14 protein-coding genes are annotated in these 16,982 nt (G+C 65.9%); 11 read left to right on the forward strand and 3 right to left on the reverse strand.

Features of this window, described 5'->3' with window-relative positions; translation table 11 throughout:
* The first annotated feature begins 4 nt into the window (after positions 1–4).
* From glcF to ACIPW4_RS20520, 5 genes are all read left to right on the forward strand, one after another.
* Entirely contained in the window at positions 5–1,240 is a 1,236-nt protein-coding gene (gene glcF / locus ACIPW4_RS20500; RefSeq protein ID WP_400660984.1) for a glycolate oxidase subunit GlcF, read from the forward strand.
* Complete coding sequence (locus ACIPW4_RS20505) at positions 1,233–1,631, forward strand: heme-binding protein (protein WP_400660986.1); 399 nt, start codon at positions 1,233–1,235, stop codon at positions 1,629–1,631. Before glcF ends, ACIPW4_RS20505 begins: the two co-directional genes overlap by 8 nt.
* 88 nt (positions 1,632–1,719) lie before the next feature.
* Positions 1,720–3,888, forward strand: coding sequence for a malate synthase G (locus tag ACIPW4_RS20510; RefSeq protein WP_400660988.1), 2,169 nt, complete (start codon positions 1,720–1,722; stop codon positions 3,886–3,888).
* Positions 3,889–4,151: 263 nt separating this feature from the next.
* Positions 4,152–4,490, forward strand: coding sequence for a hypothetical protein (locus tag ACIPW4_RS20515; RefSeq protein ID WP_400660990.1), 339 nt, complete (start codon positions 4,152–4,154; stop codon positions 4,488–4,490).
* 39 nt (positions 4,491–4,529) lie between these two features.
* Positions 4,530–5,963: a PLP-dependent aminotransferase family protein gene (locus tag ACIPW4_RS20520; RefSeq protein WP_400660992.1), complete on the forward strand. Its 1,434-nt coding sequence runs from the start codon at positions 4,530–4,532 to the stop codon at positions 5,961–5,963.
* On the opposite strand, the gene ACIPW4_RS20525 is transcribed toward ACIPW4_RS20520, so the two are convergent.
* Positions 5,956–7,152 (reverse strand): CynX/NimT family MFS transporter, encoded by a 1,197-nt coding sequence (locus tag ACIPW4_RS20525; protein WP_400660994.1) that lies wholly within the window; start codon positions 7,150–7,152, stop codon positions 5,956–5,958. The genes ACIPW4_RS20520 and ACIPW4_RS20525 overlap by 8 nt on opposite strands.
* A 202-nt stretch (positions 7,153–7,354) precedes the next feature.
* Here ACIPW4_RS20525 and ACIPW4_RS20530 point away from each other — a divergent pair, with 202 nt between their 5' ends.
* Positions 7,355–7,792: a carboxymuconolactone decarboxylase family protein gene (locus ACIPW4_RS20530; protein ID WP_400660996.1), complete on the forward strand. Its 438-nt coding sequence runs from the start codon at positions 7,355–7,357 to the stop codon at positions 7,790–7,792.
* 21 nt (positions 7,793–7,813) lie between these two features.
* On the opposite strand, the gene ACIPW4_RS20535 is transcribed toward ACIPW4_RS20530, so the two are convergent.
* A complete protein-coding gene (locus ACIPW4_RS20535) occupies positions 7,814–8,539 on the reverse strand; it encodes a hypothetical protein (protein WP_400660998.1) in 726 nt (241 codons plus the stop codon).
* A 324-nt stretch (positions 8,540–8,863) separates the two neighbouring features.
* Here ACIPW4_RS20535 and ACIPW4_RS20540 point away from each other — a divergent pair, with 324 nt between their 5' ends.
* The 5 genes from ACIPW4_RS20540 to ACIPW4_RS20560 all read left to right on the forward strand — a co-directional run bounded on the left by ACIPW4_RS20540 (position 8,864) and on the right by ACIPW4_RS20560 (position 13,879).
* Positions 8,864–10,276 carry an amino acid permease gene (locus ACIPW4_RS20540; protein ID WP_400661000.1) on the forward strand — a complete coding sequence of 471 codons (1,413 nt, stop codon included), beginning with the start codon at positions 8,864–8,866 and terminating at the stop codon, positions 10,274–10,276.
* A gap of 127 nt (positions 10,277–10,403) precedes the next feature.
* Positions 10,404–10,940, forward strand: coding sequence for a 2,4'-dihydroxyacetophenone dioxygenase family protein (locus tag ACIPW4_RS20545; protein WP_400661002.1), 537 nt, complete (start codon positions 10,404–10,406; stop codon positions 10,938–10,940).
* 62 nt (positions 10,941–11,002) lie between these two features.
* A complete protein-coding gene (locus ACIPW4_RS20550) occupies positions 11,003–11,908 on the forward strand; it encodes a LysR family transcriptional regulator (protein WP_400661004.1) in 906 nt (301 codons plus the stop codon).
* A gap of 34 nt (positions 11,909–11,942) precedes the next feature.
* A complete protein-coding gene (locus tag ACIPW4_RS20555) occupies positions 11,943–13,190 on the forward strand; it encodes an aspartate aminotransferase family protein (RefSeq protein WP_400661006.1) in 1,248 nt (415 codons plus the stop codon).
* A 65-nt stretch (positions 13,191–13,255) separates the two neighbouring features.
* Positions 13,256–13,879: a glutathione S-transferase family protein gene (locus tag ACIPW4_RS20560; RefSeq protein WP_400661008.1), complete on the forward strand. Its 624-nt coding sequence runs from the start codon at positions 13,256–13,258 to the stop codon at positions 13,877–13,879.
* A gap of 645 nt (positions 13,880–14,524) precedes the next feature.
* On the opposite strand, the gene ACIPW4_RS20565 is transcribed toward ACIPW4_RS20560, so the two are convergent.
* Positions 14,525–16,921 carry a TonB-dependent siderophore receptor gene (locus ACIPW4_RS20565; protein ID WP_400661010.1) on the reverse strand — a complete coding sequence of 799 codons (2,397 nt, stop codon included), beginning with the start codon at positions 16,919–16,921 and terminating at the stop codon, positions 14,525–14,527.
* Between the last annotated feature and the right edge of the window lie 61 nt (positions 16,922–16,982).

Genomic DNA, 16,982 nt, shown 5'->3' on the forward strand with positions numbered 1-16,982 from the left:
GCCCATGCAAACCAACCTGAGCGAAAGCGCCAAGCGCCTGGCCCGCGGCGAAGAAGCCGAAAGCATCCTGCGCTCGTGCGTGCACTGCGGCTTCTGCACGGCCACCTGCCCGACCTACCAGTTGCTCGGCGACGAACTGGACGGGCCCCGTGGGCGCATCTACCTGATCAAGCAGGTACTCGAAGGCGCGCCGGTCACCGCCAGCACGCAACTGCACCTGGACCGCTGCCTGACCTGCCGCAACTGTGAAACCACCTGTCCGTCGGGGGTGAAGTACCACGACCTGCTGGACATCGGCCGCGCCGTGGTCGAGCAGCAGGTAGCGCGCCCGCTGGGCCAGCGCCTGCTGCGCCAGGGCCTGCGCGCCGTGGTACCGCGCCCGGCGCTGTTCAAGGCCCTGACCCGTACCGGCCAGGCCCTGCGGCCGGTGCTGCCGGCCAACCTCAAGAGCAAGCTGCCGGCGCAGGTGACGGCGCCCGGTGAACGGCCCGCACCCCGCCATGCCCGGCGCATTCTGCTGCTCGAAGGCTGCGTGCAGGCCGCCTTGTCGCCCAACACCAACGCCGCCACCGCGCGCCTGCTGGATCGCCTGGGGATCAGCGTGGAACCGGCCTATGAGGCCGGCTGCTGCGGTGCGGTGGACTATCACCTGAATGCCCAGGAACAGGGCCTTGATCGCGCCCGGCGCAATATCGATGCCTGGTGGCCTGCCATCGAGGCGGGTGCCGAGGCCATCGTGCAGACCGCCAGCGGCTGCGGTGCCTTTGTGCGTGAATACGGCCACCTGCTGGAAAAGGACTCGCACTACGCCGCCAGGGCCGCACGGGTCAGTGCGCTGTCCCGCGACCTGGTCGAAGTGCTGCGCGACGAGCCGGTCGAACAGCTCGGCCTGTGCGCCGAACAGCGCCTGGCCTTTCATTGCCCGTGCACCCTGCAGCATGCGCTCAAGCTCGGTGGCCAGGTGGAAAGCCTGCTGACGCGCCTGGGTTTCACCCTCACCCCGGTGCCGGACGGCCACTTGTGCTGTGGCTCGGCCGGCACCTATTCGCTGACCCAGCCTGCGCTGTCGCGGCAACTGCGCGACAACCGCCTGAACGCGCTGGAAAGCGGCAAGCCGCAGGTCATCGCTACCGCCAACATCGGCTGCCAGACCCACCTCGACGGGGCCGGGCGCACGCCGGTGCGGCACTGGATCGAAATTGTGGAAGCCGCCTTGAACCAGGAGAACAGCCATGCATAACAAGCCCGTGATCGGCCAGGCGGAAGTGACTCGCCTGCTCGCCGCTGCCCGCCAGGAAGCCCAGGCGCAACAGTGGAACGTGACCATCGCCGTGGTCGACGACGGCGGCCATCCGCTGGCGCTTGAACGCATGGACGGCTGCGCGCCGTCCAGCGCCTACATCGCCGTGGAAAAGGCCCGCAGTGCCGCATTGGCGCGCAAGGAAACCCGCGACCTCGAACAGATGGTCAATGGCGGGCGCATCGCCTTCGTCACCGCACCGCTGCTGACCAGCCTGGAAGGCGGCGTGCCCGTGCGGGTCGACGGCCAGGTGGTGGGCGCCATCGGCGTTTCCGGGGTCAAGCCCGAACAGGATGCCCAAGTGGCCAAGGCGGGCGTGGCCGCCCTTTGAATCGGCGCCGCCCCTTCGCGGGGCAAGCCCGCGAAGAGACCGGCACAAGCGGCACATTTTCTGAATCTGATCACCGAGCGAGAAGACAATGACCCATCCACTCAAGGTCGCCCCGACCCTGCAACGCTTCATCGAGGATGAAGTGCTGCCCGGCACCGGCATCGACGCCGCCAGCTTCTGGCAAGGCTTCAGCAGCCTGGTCCACGACCTCGCCCCGCGCAACCGCGAGCTGCTCGTCGAACGCGACCGCCTGCAGCACGCGCTGGACACATGGCACCGCCAGCACCCCGGCCCGATCACCGACATGGCCGCCTACCAGGCATTCCTGCGCAGCATCGGTTACCTGGTCGACACCCCGCAGCAGGTGCGCATCAGCACCACTCAGGTCGACCGCGAAATCGCCGAGCAGGCTGGCCCGCAACTGGTCGTACCGCTGAGCAATGCACGGTACGCCCTGAACGCCGCCAATGCCCGCTGGGGCTCACTGTACGATGCGCTGTACGGCACCGACGCCATTGCCGACAGTGACGGCGCCGAACGCGGCCACGGCTACAACCCGGTGCGCGGCGCCAGGGTGATCGCTTTCGGCCGGGACTTTCTCGACCGGTCGGCGCCGCTAGCCAGCGCTTCCCACGCCGACGCCCAGGCCTACGCAATCCACCAGGGCGAGCTGCAGGTGACCTTGAACGACGGCCGCCAGGTCGGCCTCGCGGACACTGCACAGCTGCGCGGTTATCAAGGCGAACCGGGCCAGCCAACGGCAATCCTGCTGCAACACCATCGTCTGCATTTCGAGATCCAGATCGACCCGGCCAGCACCATCGGCAAGGCCGACCGAGCCGGGGTCAAGGACATCCTCGTCGAAGCTGCCCTGACCACCATCATCGACTGCGAAGATTCGGTGGCGGCAGTGGATGCCGAGGACAAGGTCAATGTCTACCGCAACTGGCTGGGCCTGATGAAAGGCGACCTCAGCGAGCAGGTCAGCAAAGGTGGCAAGACCTTCACCCGCGCCCTGGCCAAGGACCGCGAATACCACGGTGCGGACGGCCACCCGCTGACACTGCCCGGCCGCTCGCTGCTGTTCATCCGCAACGTCGGCCACCTGATGACCAACCCTGCGATCCACGACCGCGATGGCCGGGAGATCCCCGAAGGCATCCTCGACGCCGTGGTCACCAGCCTGATCGGCCTGCACGACCTCAAGCGCCGCGGCAACTCCCGCGAGGGCAGCCTGTACATCGTCAAGCCGAAGATGCACGGCCCGGCCGAAGTGGCCTTCGCCGACCAGCTGTTCGGTCGGGTCGAGGACCTGCTGAGCCTGCCCCGGCACACCCTGAAGATGGGCATCATGGACGAAGAACGGCGCACCAGCGTCAACCTGGCGGCCTGCATCGCCAGTGCGCCAGCGCGCGTGGTGTTCATCAACACTGGCTTCCTCGACCGCACTGGCGACGAGATGCACAGCGCCATGCAAGCCGGTGCCATGCTGCGTAAAGGTGACATGAAAGGCAGCGCCTGGATCCAGGCCTACGAACGCAGCAACGTGCTGGTCGGCCTGGCCTGCGGCCTGTGCGGCAAGGCGCAGATCGGCAAGGGCATGTGGGCCATGCCCGACCTGATGGCGGCCATGCTCGAACAGAAGATCGCCCAGCCCCGTGCTGGCGCCAACACCGCCTGGGTGCCCTCGCCCACCGCCGCGACCTTGCATGCGCTGCATTATCACCAGGTGGACGTGCCTGCGGTGCAGGCGCAACTGGAGAACGTCGACCTGGGTGCAGAGCGCGAACAGCTGCTGCATGACCTGCTGAGTATTCCGGTAAGCCCCGACCGGCCCTGGCGTGCGGACGAGATCCAGGCCGAGCTGGACAACAACTGCCAGGGTATCCTGGGGTACGTGGTGCGCTGGGTCGAGCAAGGCGTGGGCTGCTCGAAAGTCCCGGACATCCATGACGTGGGGCTGATGGAGGACCGCGCCACCTTGCGTATCTCGGCCCAGCACATCGCCAACTGGCTGCACCACGGCGTGGTCGGCAATGATCAGGTCGAAGCGACACTGCAGCGCATGGCCAAGGTGGTGGACCAGCAGAATGCCGGGGACCCGGCGTACCGGCCGATGGCCGCCAACCTTGCCGGCTCGCATGCCTTCCGTGCGGCGCAGGAGCTGGTGTTCAAGGGCCTTGAGCAGCCTGGTGGCTACACCGAGCCACTGCTGCATGGCTGGCGTTTGAAGTTCAAGCAGGAGGTTCAAGGCTAGCGCCGATCTCTGTAGGAGCGGCCTTGTGTCGCGAAAGGACCGCAACGCGGTCCCGGGATGTTGCATGCGCCGCACTGTTGCCGGGACCGCTTTGCGGTCCTTTCGCGACACAAGGCCGCTCCTGCAAGCCGGCGCACATGGCTGCCACACCAGCACCCGCCTCGTCACTTCAGAATATTCCTACAGCCATCTCAGACGCGCCTTACTTGTCGCCGTGGGCAAGTAAAACAACCATGCCCCCTGCGACCCTGAGGAGGCTGTGCATGTACCCAGATATCCAGACCACCGCCGAACTGCGCAGTACCTTGCGCGAACTGCTGGCCCACGACGTCTGCAACCCGGACGACGACCCGCACCTGTCGGGCGTGCTGTTCTTCTGCGCCACCGACGAGCGCACCCGGCAACTGGTCGAGCGCATCGAGCTGCTGGCCAGCGAAATCTTCTTCGACCCCACCGGGCGGGCCATCAACCACCGCATGCGTGCCATCGGCGTCAAAGGCGTGCGTATCAAGCAGAAGCACAAGGCGCCGGCGGATGAAACGGTCATCCGCATCGACCTGGACGACAAGGGCTACATCACGGTAAGCACCGCGCGGTTCTGATCCGCTATCCTCAGCACTCTTGTGCTTCGGACACTGATCATGGAACTGCATATTCGTCTGGACGGCCGCAAAGGCCTGGCCGACCAGCTCTACCAACAGCTACGCGCCGGCATCGACAGCGGCCACTTGGCCGCCGGCACGCAACTGCCGCCGACCCGGCTGCTGGCCGAGCAGCTGGGCGTGTCGCGCAAGACCGTGGCCGAAGCCTATTCACGGCTGACCTACGACAACCTGCTCAGCGGCGTGGTCGGCCGTGGCACCTTCATCACCCCACGCATGCCGCTGCACAGCAGCGAATCGCACACCGTACCGCTGGCCGCTGCCGCTTCACTGGAACGCTGGCAGCAACGCGCCACGGTGCTCGCCCGACGCACGCTGGAAGCCCCTTCGCGTTATGACTTCGTCGGCGGCGCCTCGAGCAAGGCGCAGTTCCCCTTCGACCAGTGGCGCAGTTGCCTGAACTACGCCTTGCGCCGCAGCCAGCGGCATCCCGAACGGCAGTTTGCCGCCCAGGGCCTGCCCGAACTGCGTGAGGCCATCGCCCACCATGTCGCCTACACCCGTGGCGTGCACTGCAGTGCGGCGGACGTACTGGTGTGCAACGGTGCTCAGCAGGCGCTGGACCTGATCGCCCGGGTGCTGGTCGAGCCCGGCTGCCCAGTGGCCATGGAAGACCCCGGCTACCCGCCGGCACGCCAGCTGTTCCTGGCCCTGGGGGCAACGCTGCAGTCGGTACCTGTGGACGATGAGGGGATGTGCGTCGAGCACATCGCCGATGGCACCCGGCTGATCTACGTGACGCCTTCGCACCAGTTCCCGCTCGGCATGCCGATGAGCGAGCGCCGCCGCCATGCCCTGCTGGCACGGGCCGCCGAGCTTGGCGCGCTGGTCATCGAGGACGACTACGACTGCGAGTTCCGCTATCAAGGCCCGGCCGCCGATGCCCTGCAGCGCCTCGACCGGCAAGGGCTGGTGGCGTATGTCGGGACATTCTCCAAAACCTTGCTGCCGGAACTGCGCCTGGGTTACGCGGTGCTGCCACCGGCGGTGCTCGGCGCCGCCTGCGTGGCCAAGCACCTGAGCGACTGGCACAGCCCGACCCTGCTGCAGTGGGCGCTGGCGCGGTTCATTGGCGAGGGCCACCTGAACAAACACATCCGCCGCTGCCACGACATCTACAGCGGCCGGCGCGAGCGCATCCTGGCGCGGCTGGACGATGACCTGGCGCCCTGGTTCAGTGCCGTGCCCGCCAGTGCCGGGTTTCACCTGAGCGCCCTGGCGCGGCCGGGGGTGGATGTCGAGCTGCTGGCCACCCTCGCCCGCAAGGTGGAGGTCGGCCTGTATTCGCTGGCGCCGTTTTTCAGCGAAGCCCCCGTGCGCCAAGGGCTGTTGCTGGGCTTTGGTGCCATCGAGCTGCTGGATATCGACCCGGCGCTGGACCGCGTGCGCGATACCTTGCAGCGCCTCAGTTGACCAGCGCCGTCTGGCCTCCCTGCCGTGGCCGGGCGATGGCCGCTGCATAGCCACGCGGGGCGAAACAGGCGGTCACCAGCAGCATTGCCAGCACGGTAACGGTCAGCAGCGTCCACGAGGCCTGGAAGTCGCCGCTGGCATCGCGCAACCAACCGGTGATGTACGGCACGACCCCGGTTATGATGAACCCGATACCCTGCACGAACGCCGCCAGGCTGCCGGCCTCGCCCGGCGTCTTGAGGTGCTCCAGGGTCAAGGTCAGGCTCAGGCTGAAGCAGGCGCCCAAGCCGAAGCCGATCATCGCTACCCACAGGCCCACGGCCATCGCCGGGGCCAGCAGCAGCCCCAGGAAACCCGCCAGCTGGATCGACAGCGCCAGCCACAAGCCCGGGCGACGGTCGGCAAAGCCACGCAGCAGCAGCGGCAGGCCAAGGGCACCGCAGACCTGGAAAATGGTCATCAACCCGACCAGGTCGCCGCCGCCTTGCGCCGTGCCACCGTGCTCCAGGTGATAGGCCGGCAACCACGCGACCATGCTGGTATAGCCACCATTGATCAGGCCGAAATATAGCGCCAGCAACCAGGCCCGCCGCGTGCCGAACCAGTGCCCACCGGTGGCGCCGGCGAGCTTGGGCGCCTGCTGCCGGGGGCGCAGCGCGGCCCAGGCCAGCACCGCCAGCAGCGCCGGGATCGCCCACAGGCCAAGCCCGGCCTGCCAGTGGCCGAAGTGCCCGCTGACATGCGGGCCGAGCACCGCCGCCAGCCCACCGCCACTCATCAGGGCCGCCGAGTACAGGCCCATGGTCCCGGCCAGGCGGCTGGGGAACCAGCGGTTGACCAGGCCTGGCATCATGCCCTGCACCACCGCCACGCCCAACCCGGCCAGCACTGCGCTGGCGATCAGCGCCCAGGCGCTGTCCAGTTGCAGCCGCCACAAGCAGGCCAGGGCAATGGCGCTCAAGCCGCCGAGCATGCCGCCGTGTTCGCTGACCCAGCGCCGCAGCCAGGGCTGCAGCAACGGCACCAGGCCCATGCACAGCACGGGCAACGCCGTCAGCAGCGCCGCCTGCTGGTAGCCCAGCCCGGTGCTGGTGCGCATCGGTTCGAGCAACGGGCCGATGCTGGTCAGGATCGGTCTCAGGTTGATCGCCAGCAATATCACCAGCAACAGGTTCAACGCCCCTCTCATCACGTATCGATACTCCCCAAGCAAGACCCGGCCATTATCCTGGCCAGGCAGTCAGGGTAGAAATGAAGAGATTGGATGCAGGTCAGTGGCCACCTTAATGGCCCGATTGGCCTCCCGGCAAAGCGCGCGATTGGCTATCGGGCCGAGCGCAGGCTGGCGCTAAGGTAGCGGCATATCCACAACGCATTCCCTGGAGCACACCATGCACAACCGTATCGAATGGGCCAAGCACTCGCCGGAAGCCTACAAGGCCATGGTCGGCCTGGAGCAGGCCCTGGCCAAAAGCGGCCTGGAGAATTCACTGCTGGAGCTGATACGCCTGCGAGCCTCGCAAATCAACGGCTGCGCCTATTGCGTGAACATGCACGCCAATGATGCGCGCAAGGCCGGCGAGACCGAGGCACGCTTGCAGACCCTGTGCGTGTGGCAGGAGACGAACTACTTCACACCGCGTGAACGTGCCGCACTGGCCTGGGTCGAGAGCCTGACCCGCCTGCCCGAACGTGGCGCCCCGCAGGCGGAATACGAAGCGCTGCAGCAGCATTTCGAGCCTGCCGAGGTGGCCAATCTGACGCTGGCCATCGCCACCATCAATGCCTGGAACCGTTTTGGCGTAGGGTTTGCCATGGTTCCGGCCTGAGTGAGGCCGGTGCAGGAATAATCAGGCGAGGGTGCGCCGCCGTGTCAGGCAGGCGTACCCCATCCCCAGCACGCCCAGCAACAACACCCCCAGCAACCCCACCAGCTCGCGGCTATAGCGCGCCACCAGCGCCGGGAACCCGGTGAATTCGCGGTACACCCGCACATCCGCCTCACCGCCAGCGAAACCGACACTGATACCACCCTGGCGGATCAGCGAATAGTCGGCATCGAAGTACACCCAGACCTTGCACTGCCCACCCTGCTCGATGGCCGGTATCTCCACCTGCGCCGTCGCCGTCTCGTACAGCGTGTCGTTGCCTGCCGTATCGCGTACCTGCACCAGACCCTTGGCTGGCAGGCGGATCTTTACCTCACGGGCATCGCCGTCACCCAAGTTACGCAGGTCGATGAGCAAACCCGTGCGGTGGTCCACCAACCCGGCTTCGAAGGGTTTGGCGAACAGCTGCGCATACGGTGCCTGAGCCAGCTCGATCAGCTTGTCGACCTGGTACGGGTTCAGCGCACCGCCACTGATGCTGTTGATGCGCGGTTGCAACTGCTCGTACTTGAGCTGTTCGCTGGTCTTGCTGATGCGTTCGCTGAACTGGCTGGGATAGGTGAGGTAGGCATAGGTCAGGGTCGCCTCGAGCCGAGGCTGGTCCTTCAGCAGCACATAGGCCACCAGCAAGACCATCAGGCCAAGCAACATGGCTACCAGGAGTTTGCCGACTTTGTCCCAACTCAACGGTGCGGTTCCTTCTGTTACGGCACGCAAGATCGATGCGCCGCAAAGGGTGCCAAGTTCAGCGCTGTCAGGCAAGCGATCAACGGCTCAGCAACAGCGGTAGTGATGCCGTCAACATGGCCACCCCGTATGCCGTCTGCAAACCCACCTTGCCAGAGCCAGCGGCGAATGTCTGCCTCGGCGTCACGAACTGTGAACGCTCGTCACACCTGCTATGCCGCCGCAGCGCCTAATCATGCACAGGAATGCCGCATAAGGTAGTGACAAAGGCCATTTCGTCGATGGCCCATTACAACAACAAGCGTGCAACCGAGGTGCGAGCCGATGCGTGGCGAACGACAGATGCAAAACGACAAGCTGGGGAATGGCCTGAAAGGCCGGCAGGTGACGATGATCTCGATCGGCGGGGTGATCGGTGCCGGGCTGTTCGTGGGTTCGAGCAATGCCATTGCCGCAGCCGGGCCGGCGGTACTGGTGGCTTACCTGATCGCGGCGGCGATCGTGGTGCTGGTCATGCAGATGCTCGGCGAGATGGCCACGGCGCGTCCGGACACCGGCTCGTTCTCTTCCTATGCCGACCAGGCCATCGGCCGCTGGGCCGGGTTCTCGATCGGCTGGCTGTACTGGTGGTTCTACGTGCTGGTGATCGCCATCGAAGCCATCGTCGCCGGCAATATCCTCGGCGACTGGTTGGGTTTGCCGCACGCCTTCACCGCCTTTGCCATCAGCCTGGTGCTGATTGGCTGCAACAGCCTCAGCGTTGGCTCATTCGGCACCCTGGAATACTGGCTGTCGCTGTTCAAGGTGGTGTCGATCGTCACCTTCATCGTGCTTGGCGTGTTGGCGATCTTCGGCCTGATGCCGGGCTCTTCGACCAGCGGCATCAGCAACCTGTGGGCCAATGGCGGCTTTGCGCCCAAGGGTAACGTGGCCATCATCGCTGCGCTGCTGACCGCCATGTTCAGCTTCCAGGGCAGTGAAGTGGTGACCATCGCCGCCGCTGAGTCGCGCGACCCGAAAGCCAATATCAAGAAGGCCATCCGTGCGGTGGTGTGGCGCCTGGGCCTGTTCTACCTCGGCTCGATGTTCGTTGTGGTGTGCCTGATCCCGTGGAATGCACCCGGCCTGGCGCAAGGCTCGTACCAGGCCGTGCTCAATGCCATGAACATTCCGTGGGCGCCGGGCATCATGAGCATCGTGGTGCTGGTGGCGGTGACCAGTTGCCTGAACTCGGCCATCTACACCGCCTCGCGCATGGCCTACTCGCTGGCCCGGCGCGGCGATGCACCGAAGGCAGTCTCTCACACCACCGCACAAGGCGTGCCACTACTGGCCGTCGCCCTTACCTCAGGCGCCGCGTTGTCGGCCCTGGCGGCCAACTATCTGCTGCCCGCAGAGGTGTTCCAGTTTCTGCTGGCCACCAGCGGTGCACTGGCCCTGCTGATGTACCTGGTGATCGCCGTCACCCAGCTGTGCATGCGCCGCAAGCTGGTGGCGCTGGGCAAGCAGCTGGAGGTGCGCATGTGGCTGTTCCCCTGGCTGACCCTGCTGACCATCGCCTTCATAGTCGGCGTATTCGCGGTCATGGCGGCCTTCCCGGGGCAGCGGGCAGAGCTGCTGTCCACCCTCGGCCTGACCGGCGTGCTGGTGGTCATCGGTGCCTATCTGCAAAAACGCCAGCCGGCGCTCTCGGCCCAACGTGCGGCGCTGCGCCTGGACGAACCGGTCAGCGCCTGACTGTGACGCCGCTTCACAGCGGGTGTGCCGCGCCGGGTCTTTTTCGCCCTGCGGCACACACCTAACCTGACGACACCCTGGGGCCGACCGCCCCGCCCATTCCAAGAAGACCTGTGTGGAAACCCTCATGACCGTAGCCCGCAAACCCGACGAACTGGCCATTCCCTACCAACTGCCGCAAGTCCCCTTCATGTCGCCCGACATGGTCCACCCCGGCGTGCTGGGCAAGTGGCTCGAAGATGACCAGCTGTGGGTCCCGGTGACCGCTTCGGTGTCGTTCAAGCCCCTGCTGCTGAACGTATCCGGTGGTTACTACATCAACCTGCTGCGGGTGCGCCAGAGCGGCGTGCTGTCGCGCCACCGCCATACCGGCGGTGTGCATGCCCTGGTGCTCAAAGGCCGCTGGTACTACCTGGAGCACGACTGGGTCGCCGAGGAAGGTTCGTTCGCCTACGAACCACCGGGCGAGACGCACACCCTGTTCGTGCCGGAAGATGTCGAAGAGATGATCACCTGGTTCCACGTGCAGGGCGGCTACACCTACGTAGACCCACAAGGCGTCGCGGTGGGTTACGAGGATGTGTTCACCAAGCTGGAAACCGCTCGCGCCCACTACAAGGCACTGGGCCTGCCGGACGATTACATCGAGCAGTTCATCCGCTGAGCAAAAGGTTGCCAGCACCTGAGCGTGCTGCCAGTCTTCTGCTCGATCACCGGAGGCGGAACATGGACAACTACTCGCAACTGCTGGCGTTTCTGTGGGCAACCGAGCACGGCAACTTCTCTGCCGCCGCGCGGGCCTGCGGGATGACGCCTTCGGCCATCAGCAAGCTGATTTCGCGGCTCGAGGATCGGCTGCAGGTGCGCCTGTTCCAGCGTGGCACGCGCAGCCTGACGTTGACCGAGGAAGGCAGCGCCTACCTGGTCAGCGCCCGGGCGGTGGTCAATGCCATGGCCGAGGCCGATTCGCTGGCCGAGGCCTTTCCGACCCGGGTCAGCGGGACCTTGCGCGTGCACACCATGACCACGTTCGCCAAACACCAGATCATCCCCTGGCTGCCGGAATTCCTGGCCGCCTACCCGGGGCTGACCGTGGACATCCAGGTCGGCGCGCAATTCACCGACCAGTTCGACCAGGGCCTGGACGTGGCCATACACAGCGGCGTGCTGCCCGACTCGACGCGCATCGCCCGCAAGATCGGCCAGAGCCGCTGGATCCTCTGCGCTGCCCCCCAATACCTGGCCCGCCATGGCACACCGGCGCAACCAGGCGACCTGCTCGCGCACACCTGCTTCTCGTTCGGGTTCAGCAGCGTGTGGAACACCTGGAGCTTCATTGTCGATGGCCAGGCCATGACGGTGCCGGTGGTGCCCAAGGCCACCTTCGCCCAAGGCGACCTGCTGCGCGACCTGGCGCTCGGCGGCGCCGGCATCGTGCGCCTGGCAGAGTTTCACATCGGCCAGGACATTCACGAGGGCCGCCTGGTGCCGCTGCTCGAGGCGTACAGCACCGACAGCGTTGAGCCGATCTACCTGATCTACACCAATCGCAAGCACCTCAGCCCACGTATCCGCGTGTTCCGCGACTTCCTCGAAGGCAAGCTCGCGCAGAGCCCGTGGAATACCCGTTGAGCCCCAAGCACCCGAAAACGACACCGAGGTACCCATGCGCAATCTCATCGGCGATGTTTCCAGCGCCGCCCGCATCCTGCCTGATCTTGACGGCCAGGCCCTGTTCATCCGCAACGGCAAGGGCCCGTACCTGCATGACGACCAGGGCCGCCGCTACATCGACACCGCCCTCGGCTTCGGCGCCGTGCTGCTTGGCCATGCCAACGACACGGTCAATGGCCAGGTGGCCGCAGCCCTCGCAGACTCTGCCTCGCCGTCGTGGGCCCATGTGCGCGAGCACGCTGCCGCCACCGCCCTGGCCGCGCACACTGGCGCGCTGAGCAAGGTGATCTTCACCAACTCCGGCAGCGAGGCCGTGCACTTGGCCTGCCGCGCTGCCCGGGCCCATACCGGCCGTGGGCGCATCGCCAAGATGGCGGCCGGCTTCGATGGCTGGTTCGACGATGTCAGCTTCGGCAATGTCGGCTCGGCCGAGGCCGCTTTCGCCGATGGCCAGCGCCCTGCCACGGCCCACACCACGCTGTTGCGCTTCAACGACTTCGATGACGTCGAACGGCTGTTCGCCGAAGACCACGACATTGCCGCCGTCATCCTCGAGCCGATGCTGGCCAATGCCGGCTGCCTGATGCCAGCGCCCGGTTACCTGCAACACGTGCAGCAGATCGCGCGCCGCCATGGCGCGCTGGTGATCGCCGACGAGGTACTGATGGGTTTTCGCCTGCACGCCGGGCTCGCCAGCCAGCTGGCCGGGCTCGACCCGGACATTGCCAGCGTCGGCAAAGCCATCGGCAATGGCGTGCCGGTGTCGGCCATCGTTGGCAAACCGGAGGTCCTGGCCGCTTTCGAACACGGCAAGGTCTTGCGCGGCGGCACCTTCAGCGGTAACCCGTTGGCCTGCGCGGCGGTGATGAGCACCCTCGCCCAACTCGACCAGCTCGACTACCCCGCCCTGATCGCCCGTGGCCAGGAGTTGCGCCAGGCGGTGGAGGCGATCTTCGAGGCACAGGGCATCGTGGTGAGCACCAGCGGCTATGGCAATGTCTTCAGCCTGTGGCCATCACGCCAGGCACCGGCCACCTACGAGCAGGCGGTGGCCGTGGGCAGCGCGGCGTTCAGCCAGGCACTGCACCTGGCGTTGCGCGAGGCCGGGGTACTGGTGATGCCTTCGCAATATGGGCGTCTGTATCTGTCGTTCGAGCATGACGATGCCGTGGTGGAGGCGATGAAAGTGGCCTTCGAACATGCCGCGATCAAACTTGCAGCGCAGTTCGCCGGCCGTTAGCGCCTGCTTGACCGGAGGGAGCCTGGTGATCGACGATCAGCGCTCCCTCAATCAAGGATGACGGCATGTTGCGGATACTGGGCAGGGCCTCTTCGATCAACGTGCGCAAGGTGCTGTGGACCTGCGCCGAATTCAGCATCCCCTTCGCGCGTGAAGACTGGGGCAGCGGCTTTCAGCCCACCGACGCGCCGGACTTCCTCGCACTCAACCCCAACGCCATGGTCCCGGTGATCCAGGACGGTGATTTCACGTTGTGGGAGTCCAACAGCATCCTCCGCTACCTGGCCAACCGGTATGGCGATGCGGCCTGTTACCCCGGCGAACCCAGGGCGCGGGCACGCATTGACCAGTGGATCGACTGGCAGGCGTCGGACCTGAACCGGGCGTGGAGCTACCCGTTCATGTCGCTGGTGCGCCAGTCGCCCGCGCACCAGGATGCCCAGGCGCTGGCTGCGGGGTGCGCAGAGTGGGCCCGCTACATGGGCATCCTCGACCGGCAACTGGCCGCGACCGGTGCGTACGTGGCCGGCGAGCACTTTACCTTGGCCGACATCCCCATCGGCCTGTCGGTGCAGCGCTGGTTCGCCACGCCTCTGGATCATCCCCAGTTGCCCGCTGTAAGCGACTACTACGAACGCCTGAGCCGGCGCCCGGGGTACCTTGCCCACGCACGCAACGGCCTGCCTTGACGGCTCAGCGGAGCCTGCTCTTGTGGGAGCGGCCTCGTGTCGCGAAAGGGGTGCGAAGCGCCACCCGGGATTTCAGCTTCGCCCCATGGATTGCTGGGGCCGCTTTGCGGCCCTTTCGCGACACGAGGCCGCTCCTACAAAGGACCGCGCTTGGGCTTTAGAAACTCTTGTGCGGCCTTGCGTCGCGAAAGGGGTGCGAAGCGCCCCCGGGATTTCTGCTTCGCCCCATGGATTGCTGGGGCCGCTTTGCGGCCCTTTCGCGACACGAGGCCGCTCCTACAAAGGACCGCGCTTGGGCTTTAGAAACCCAAGTAGGTGCGCGGCGTGGACGCGACGGCCTGCACAGGCGGCTCAGCGGAGCCTGCTCTTGTGGGAGCGGCCTTGCGTCGCGAAAGGGGTGCGAAGCGCCCCCGGGATTTCAGCTTCGCCCCATGGATTGCTGGGGCCGCTTTGCGGCCCTTTCGCGACACGAGGCCGCTCCCACAGATGACCGCGCTTGTGCTTTAGAAACTCTTGTGCGGCCTTGCGTCGCGAAAGGGGTGCGAAGCGTCCCCGGGATTTCAGCTTCGCCCCATGGATTGCTGGGGCCGCTTTGCGGCCCTTTCGCGACACGAGGCCGCTCCTACAAAGGACCGCGCTTGGGCTTTAGAAACCCAGGGTCGCAGATAGCAAGTAGGTGCGCGGGGTGGACAGGGTCAGGCCCGGCTCGCTGTCGTCCGAGGCCCCCGCCGATGCCCAGTAACGCTCATCCATCACGTTCTCGACACTGGCACGCAAGGTGACCTCGGTGGTGTCGACCTTGAAGGCGTAGCGCGCACCCAGGTCGAAACGTTCCCAGCCGTCGATCTGCTTGCTGTTTTCCTGGTCCAGGTACTGCGAACTGGAATGAATGCCGCGTGCCGTCAGGGTCAGCCCGTTGACCCCGGGTACATCCCACTCGGCGCCGAGGTTGACGTTGTACTCGGGGGTGGCCGGCGCGCGGTTGCCATCGTAGGCACCGTTCACGGTATCGGTCAGTTCACTGTCGATGTACATCACCCCGCCCAGCAAACGCACCCCGTCCAGCGGCTCGCCGAACACGCTGAGCTCGATGCCGCGGTTGTCACGCTTGCCGTTGGGGCCGAATACCCGTGAAGTGCTGTTGGTCTCGTAGGCCGGCTGGCGAATGCGAAAGGCGCTGGCGGTGAAGGCAACACGGCCCAGGTCGTACTTGGCGCCGACTTCGACCTGGCGGCTGATGAACGGCGGGAATATCTGGTCTTCGTTGATCGAGGTCGACGGGGCGATCTTGCCCTGGCTCAGACCTTCCATGTAGTTGGCGTAGAGCGACAGCTGATCGGTGACCTTGAGCAGTACGCCGCCCGAGGGCGAGACCTTCTCCTCGTCGTAGGCCGTGTCGCCTTTCACGTCGTCGCTCCAGTCATCCACCTGCACCCGCTGCCAGCGGGCCCCCAGGGTCAGCAGCAGGCGGTCGTCGAAGAAACCTAGGGTGTCGGCCAGGGCCACGCCAGAGAAGCGGTTCTCGGTGTACACCTCGGGGTCCAGGCGCGTCGGCGTGCCCGGCGTTGGCGTGGCGACCGGGTTGTACAGGTTGCTGGGCGCCGAGGCATAGCGTGCGCCGCCGTTGGTGAAGTCCATGTAGAAGTAGCTGGCGGCGAGGTTGACTTCATGGCTGACGGGGCCAGTGTGGAACCAGTTGCGCAACCCGGCCATGGCGGTACGCACCGACTCGTCGCGGGTGAAGTCGCGCGGTTGCACGGTGAAGTCGCCGGCGTCATTGATGATCGAGACGTTGTGGCGCAGGAAATCGTGGTTGCTCTTGCGTGCGCCGACTGCGCCATAGGCCATGAGCGACTCGCTGATGTCGTACTCGGCGTTCAGCGCGCCGAAGGTGTCGTTGGTGCGCGCCTTGCTCCAGGCCTGGGCATAGTTGTGGTGCACGTCGCCGGCATCCGGCACCTTGGCGTTGGCACCGACCAGCACGCGCTCCTGCGGGGCGTCGGTGTCGCGTTCGGTGTGGCCGAGGTCGGCCGACAGGCGCAGGCGCTCGCCGCGAAAGTCCAGGCCGAGCACGGCCATTTCGCGGTCGACGCTCTGGTGGTCCCATTCGGTGTCACCGGATTGCTTCACGCCGTTGAAGCGCAGGCCGAACTGCTCGCCTTCGCCAAAGCGACGGCCGACATCCACTGCACCGCCGACCTGGCTGCCCGAGGCGTAGCTGCCGGTGAATTCGGTGATCGGCTTGTCGCCGGCGCGCTTGGGCACCACGTTGATTGCGCCACCGACGCTGCCCCGCGGCGAGATGCCGTTGATCAGCTGGCTCGGGCCCTTGAGGATGTCGACGCGGTCAGCCATTTCCATGTCGATCGAATAGGTTGGCAAGATGCCGTACAGGCCGTTGTATGACACATCGCTGTTGAACAGGCTGAAGCCGCGAATGGTGAACTGCTCGAAGCGCCCGCCCGCCGGGTTGGTAGCGCGCACCGAGGGGTCACTGGCCACCAGGTCGCCCAAAGTGCGGGCCTGCTGGTTCTTCACCAGCTCGTGGGTGTAGGTGGTCATGCTGAACGGCGTGTCCATGAAATCGCGCGAACCGAGCAAGCCTTGCGAGCCCTTGCGTGCCACCTGGCCACCGGCATACGGCTGGGCATCGCCGGGCGAGGCCTGACCGCCAACGATAGTGGTCGGGGCAATTTCCAGGGCATCACCGCCCTGCGGGGTCGGCACCAGGGTGAAGGCGCCCTCGCCCACCGGCTGCAATTGCAAGCCGGTGCCGCGCAACAGTTGCAGGAAACCTTCACCGACACTGTAGCGGCCAGACAGGCCATTGCTCTGGCGGCCACTGACCAGGCCAGGGTCCAGCGACAGGCTGACCCCGGCCTGGTCGGCGAAGCGGGTCAGCGCGGCGCCCAGGCTGCCGGCAGGTACCTCGTAGCTGCGCAAGGTCTTTTCAGCGGCCCAGATGGGTGAGCTGAACAGCAGGCTCATGGCGAACCCGGCATGCAGCAGCGGGCGTGTGGTAAATGGCTTTACAGCAGGCATCAAAGAAGCTCCCCTTATGTTCTCCTACCGGTAATGACCGGCGAGAGAAAAAAAGGGGACA

The sequence above is a fragment of the Pseudomonas sp. NPDC089996 genome (genome assembly GCF_044748405.1).
Classification (GTDB): Bacteria; Pseudomonadota; Gammaproteobacteria; order Pseudomonadales; family Pseudomonadaceae; genus Aquipseudomonas.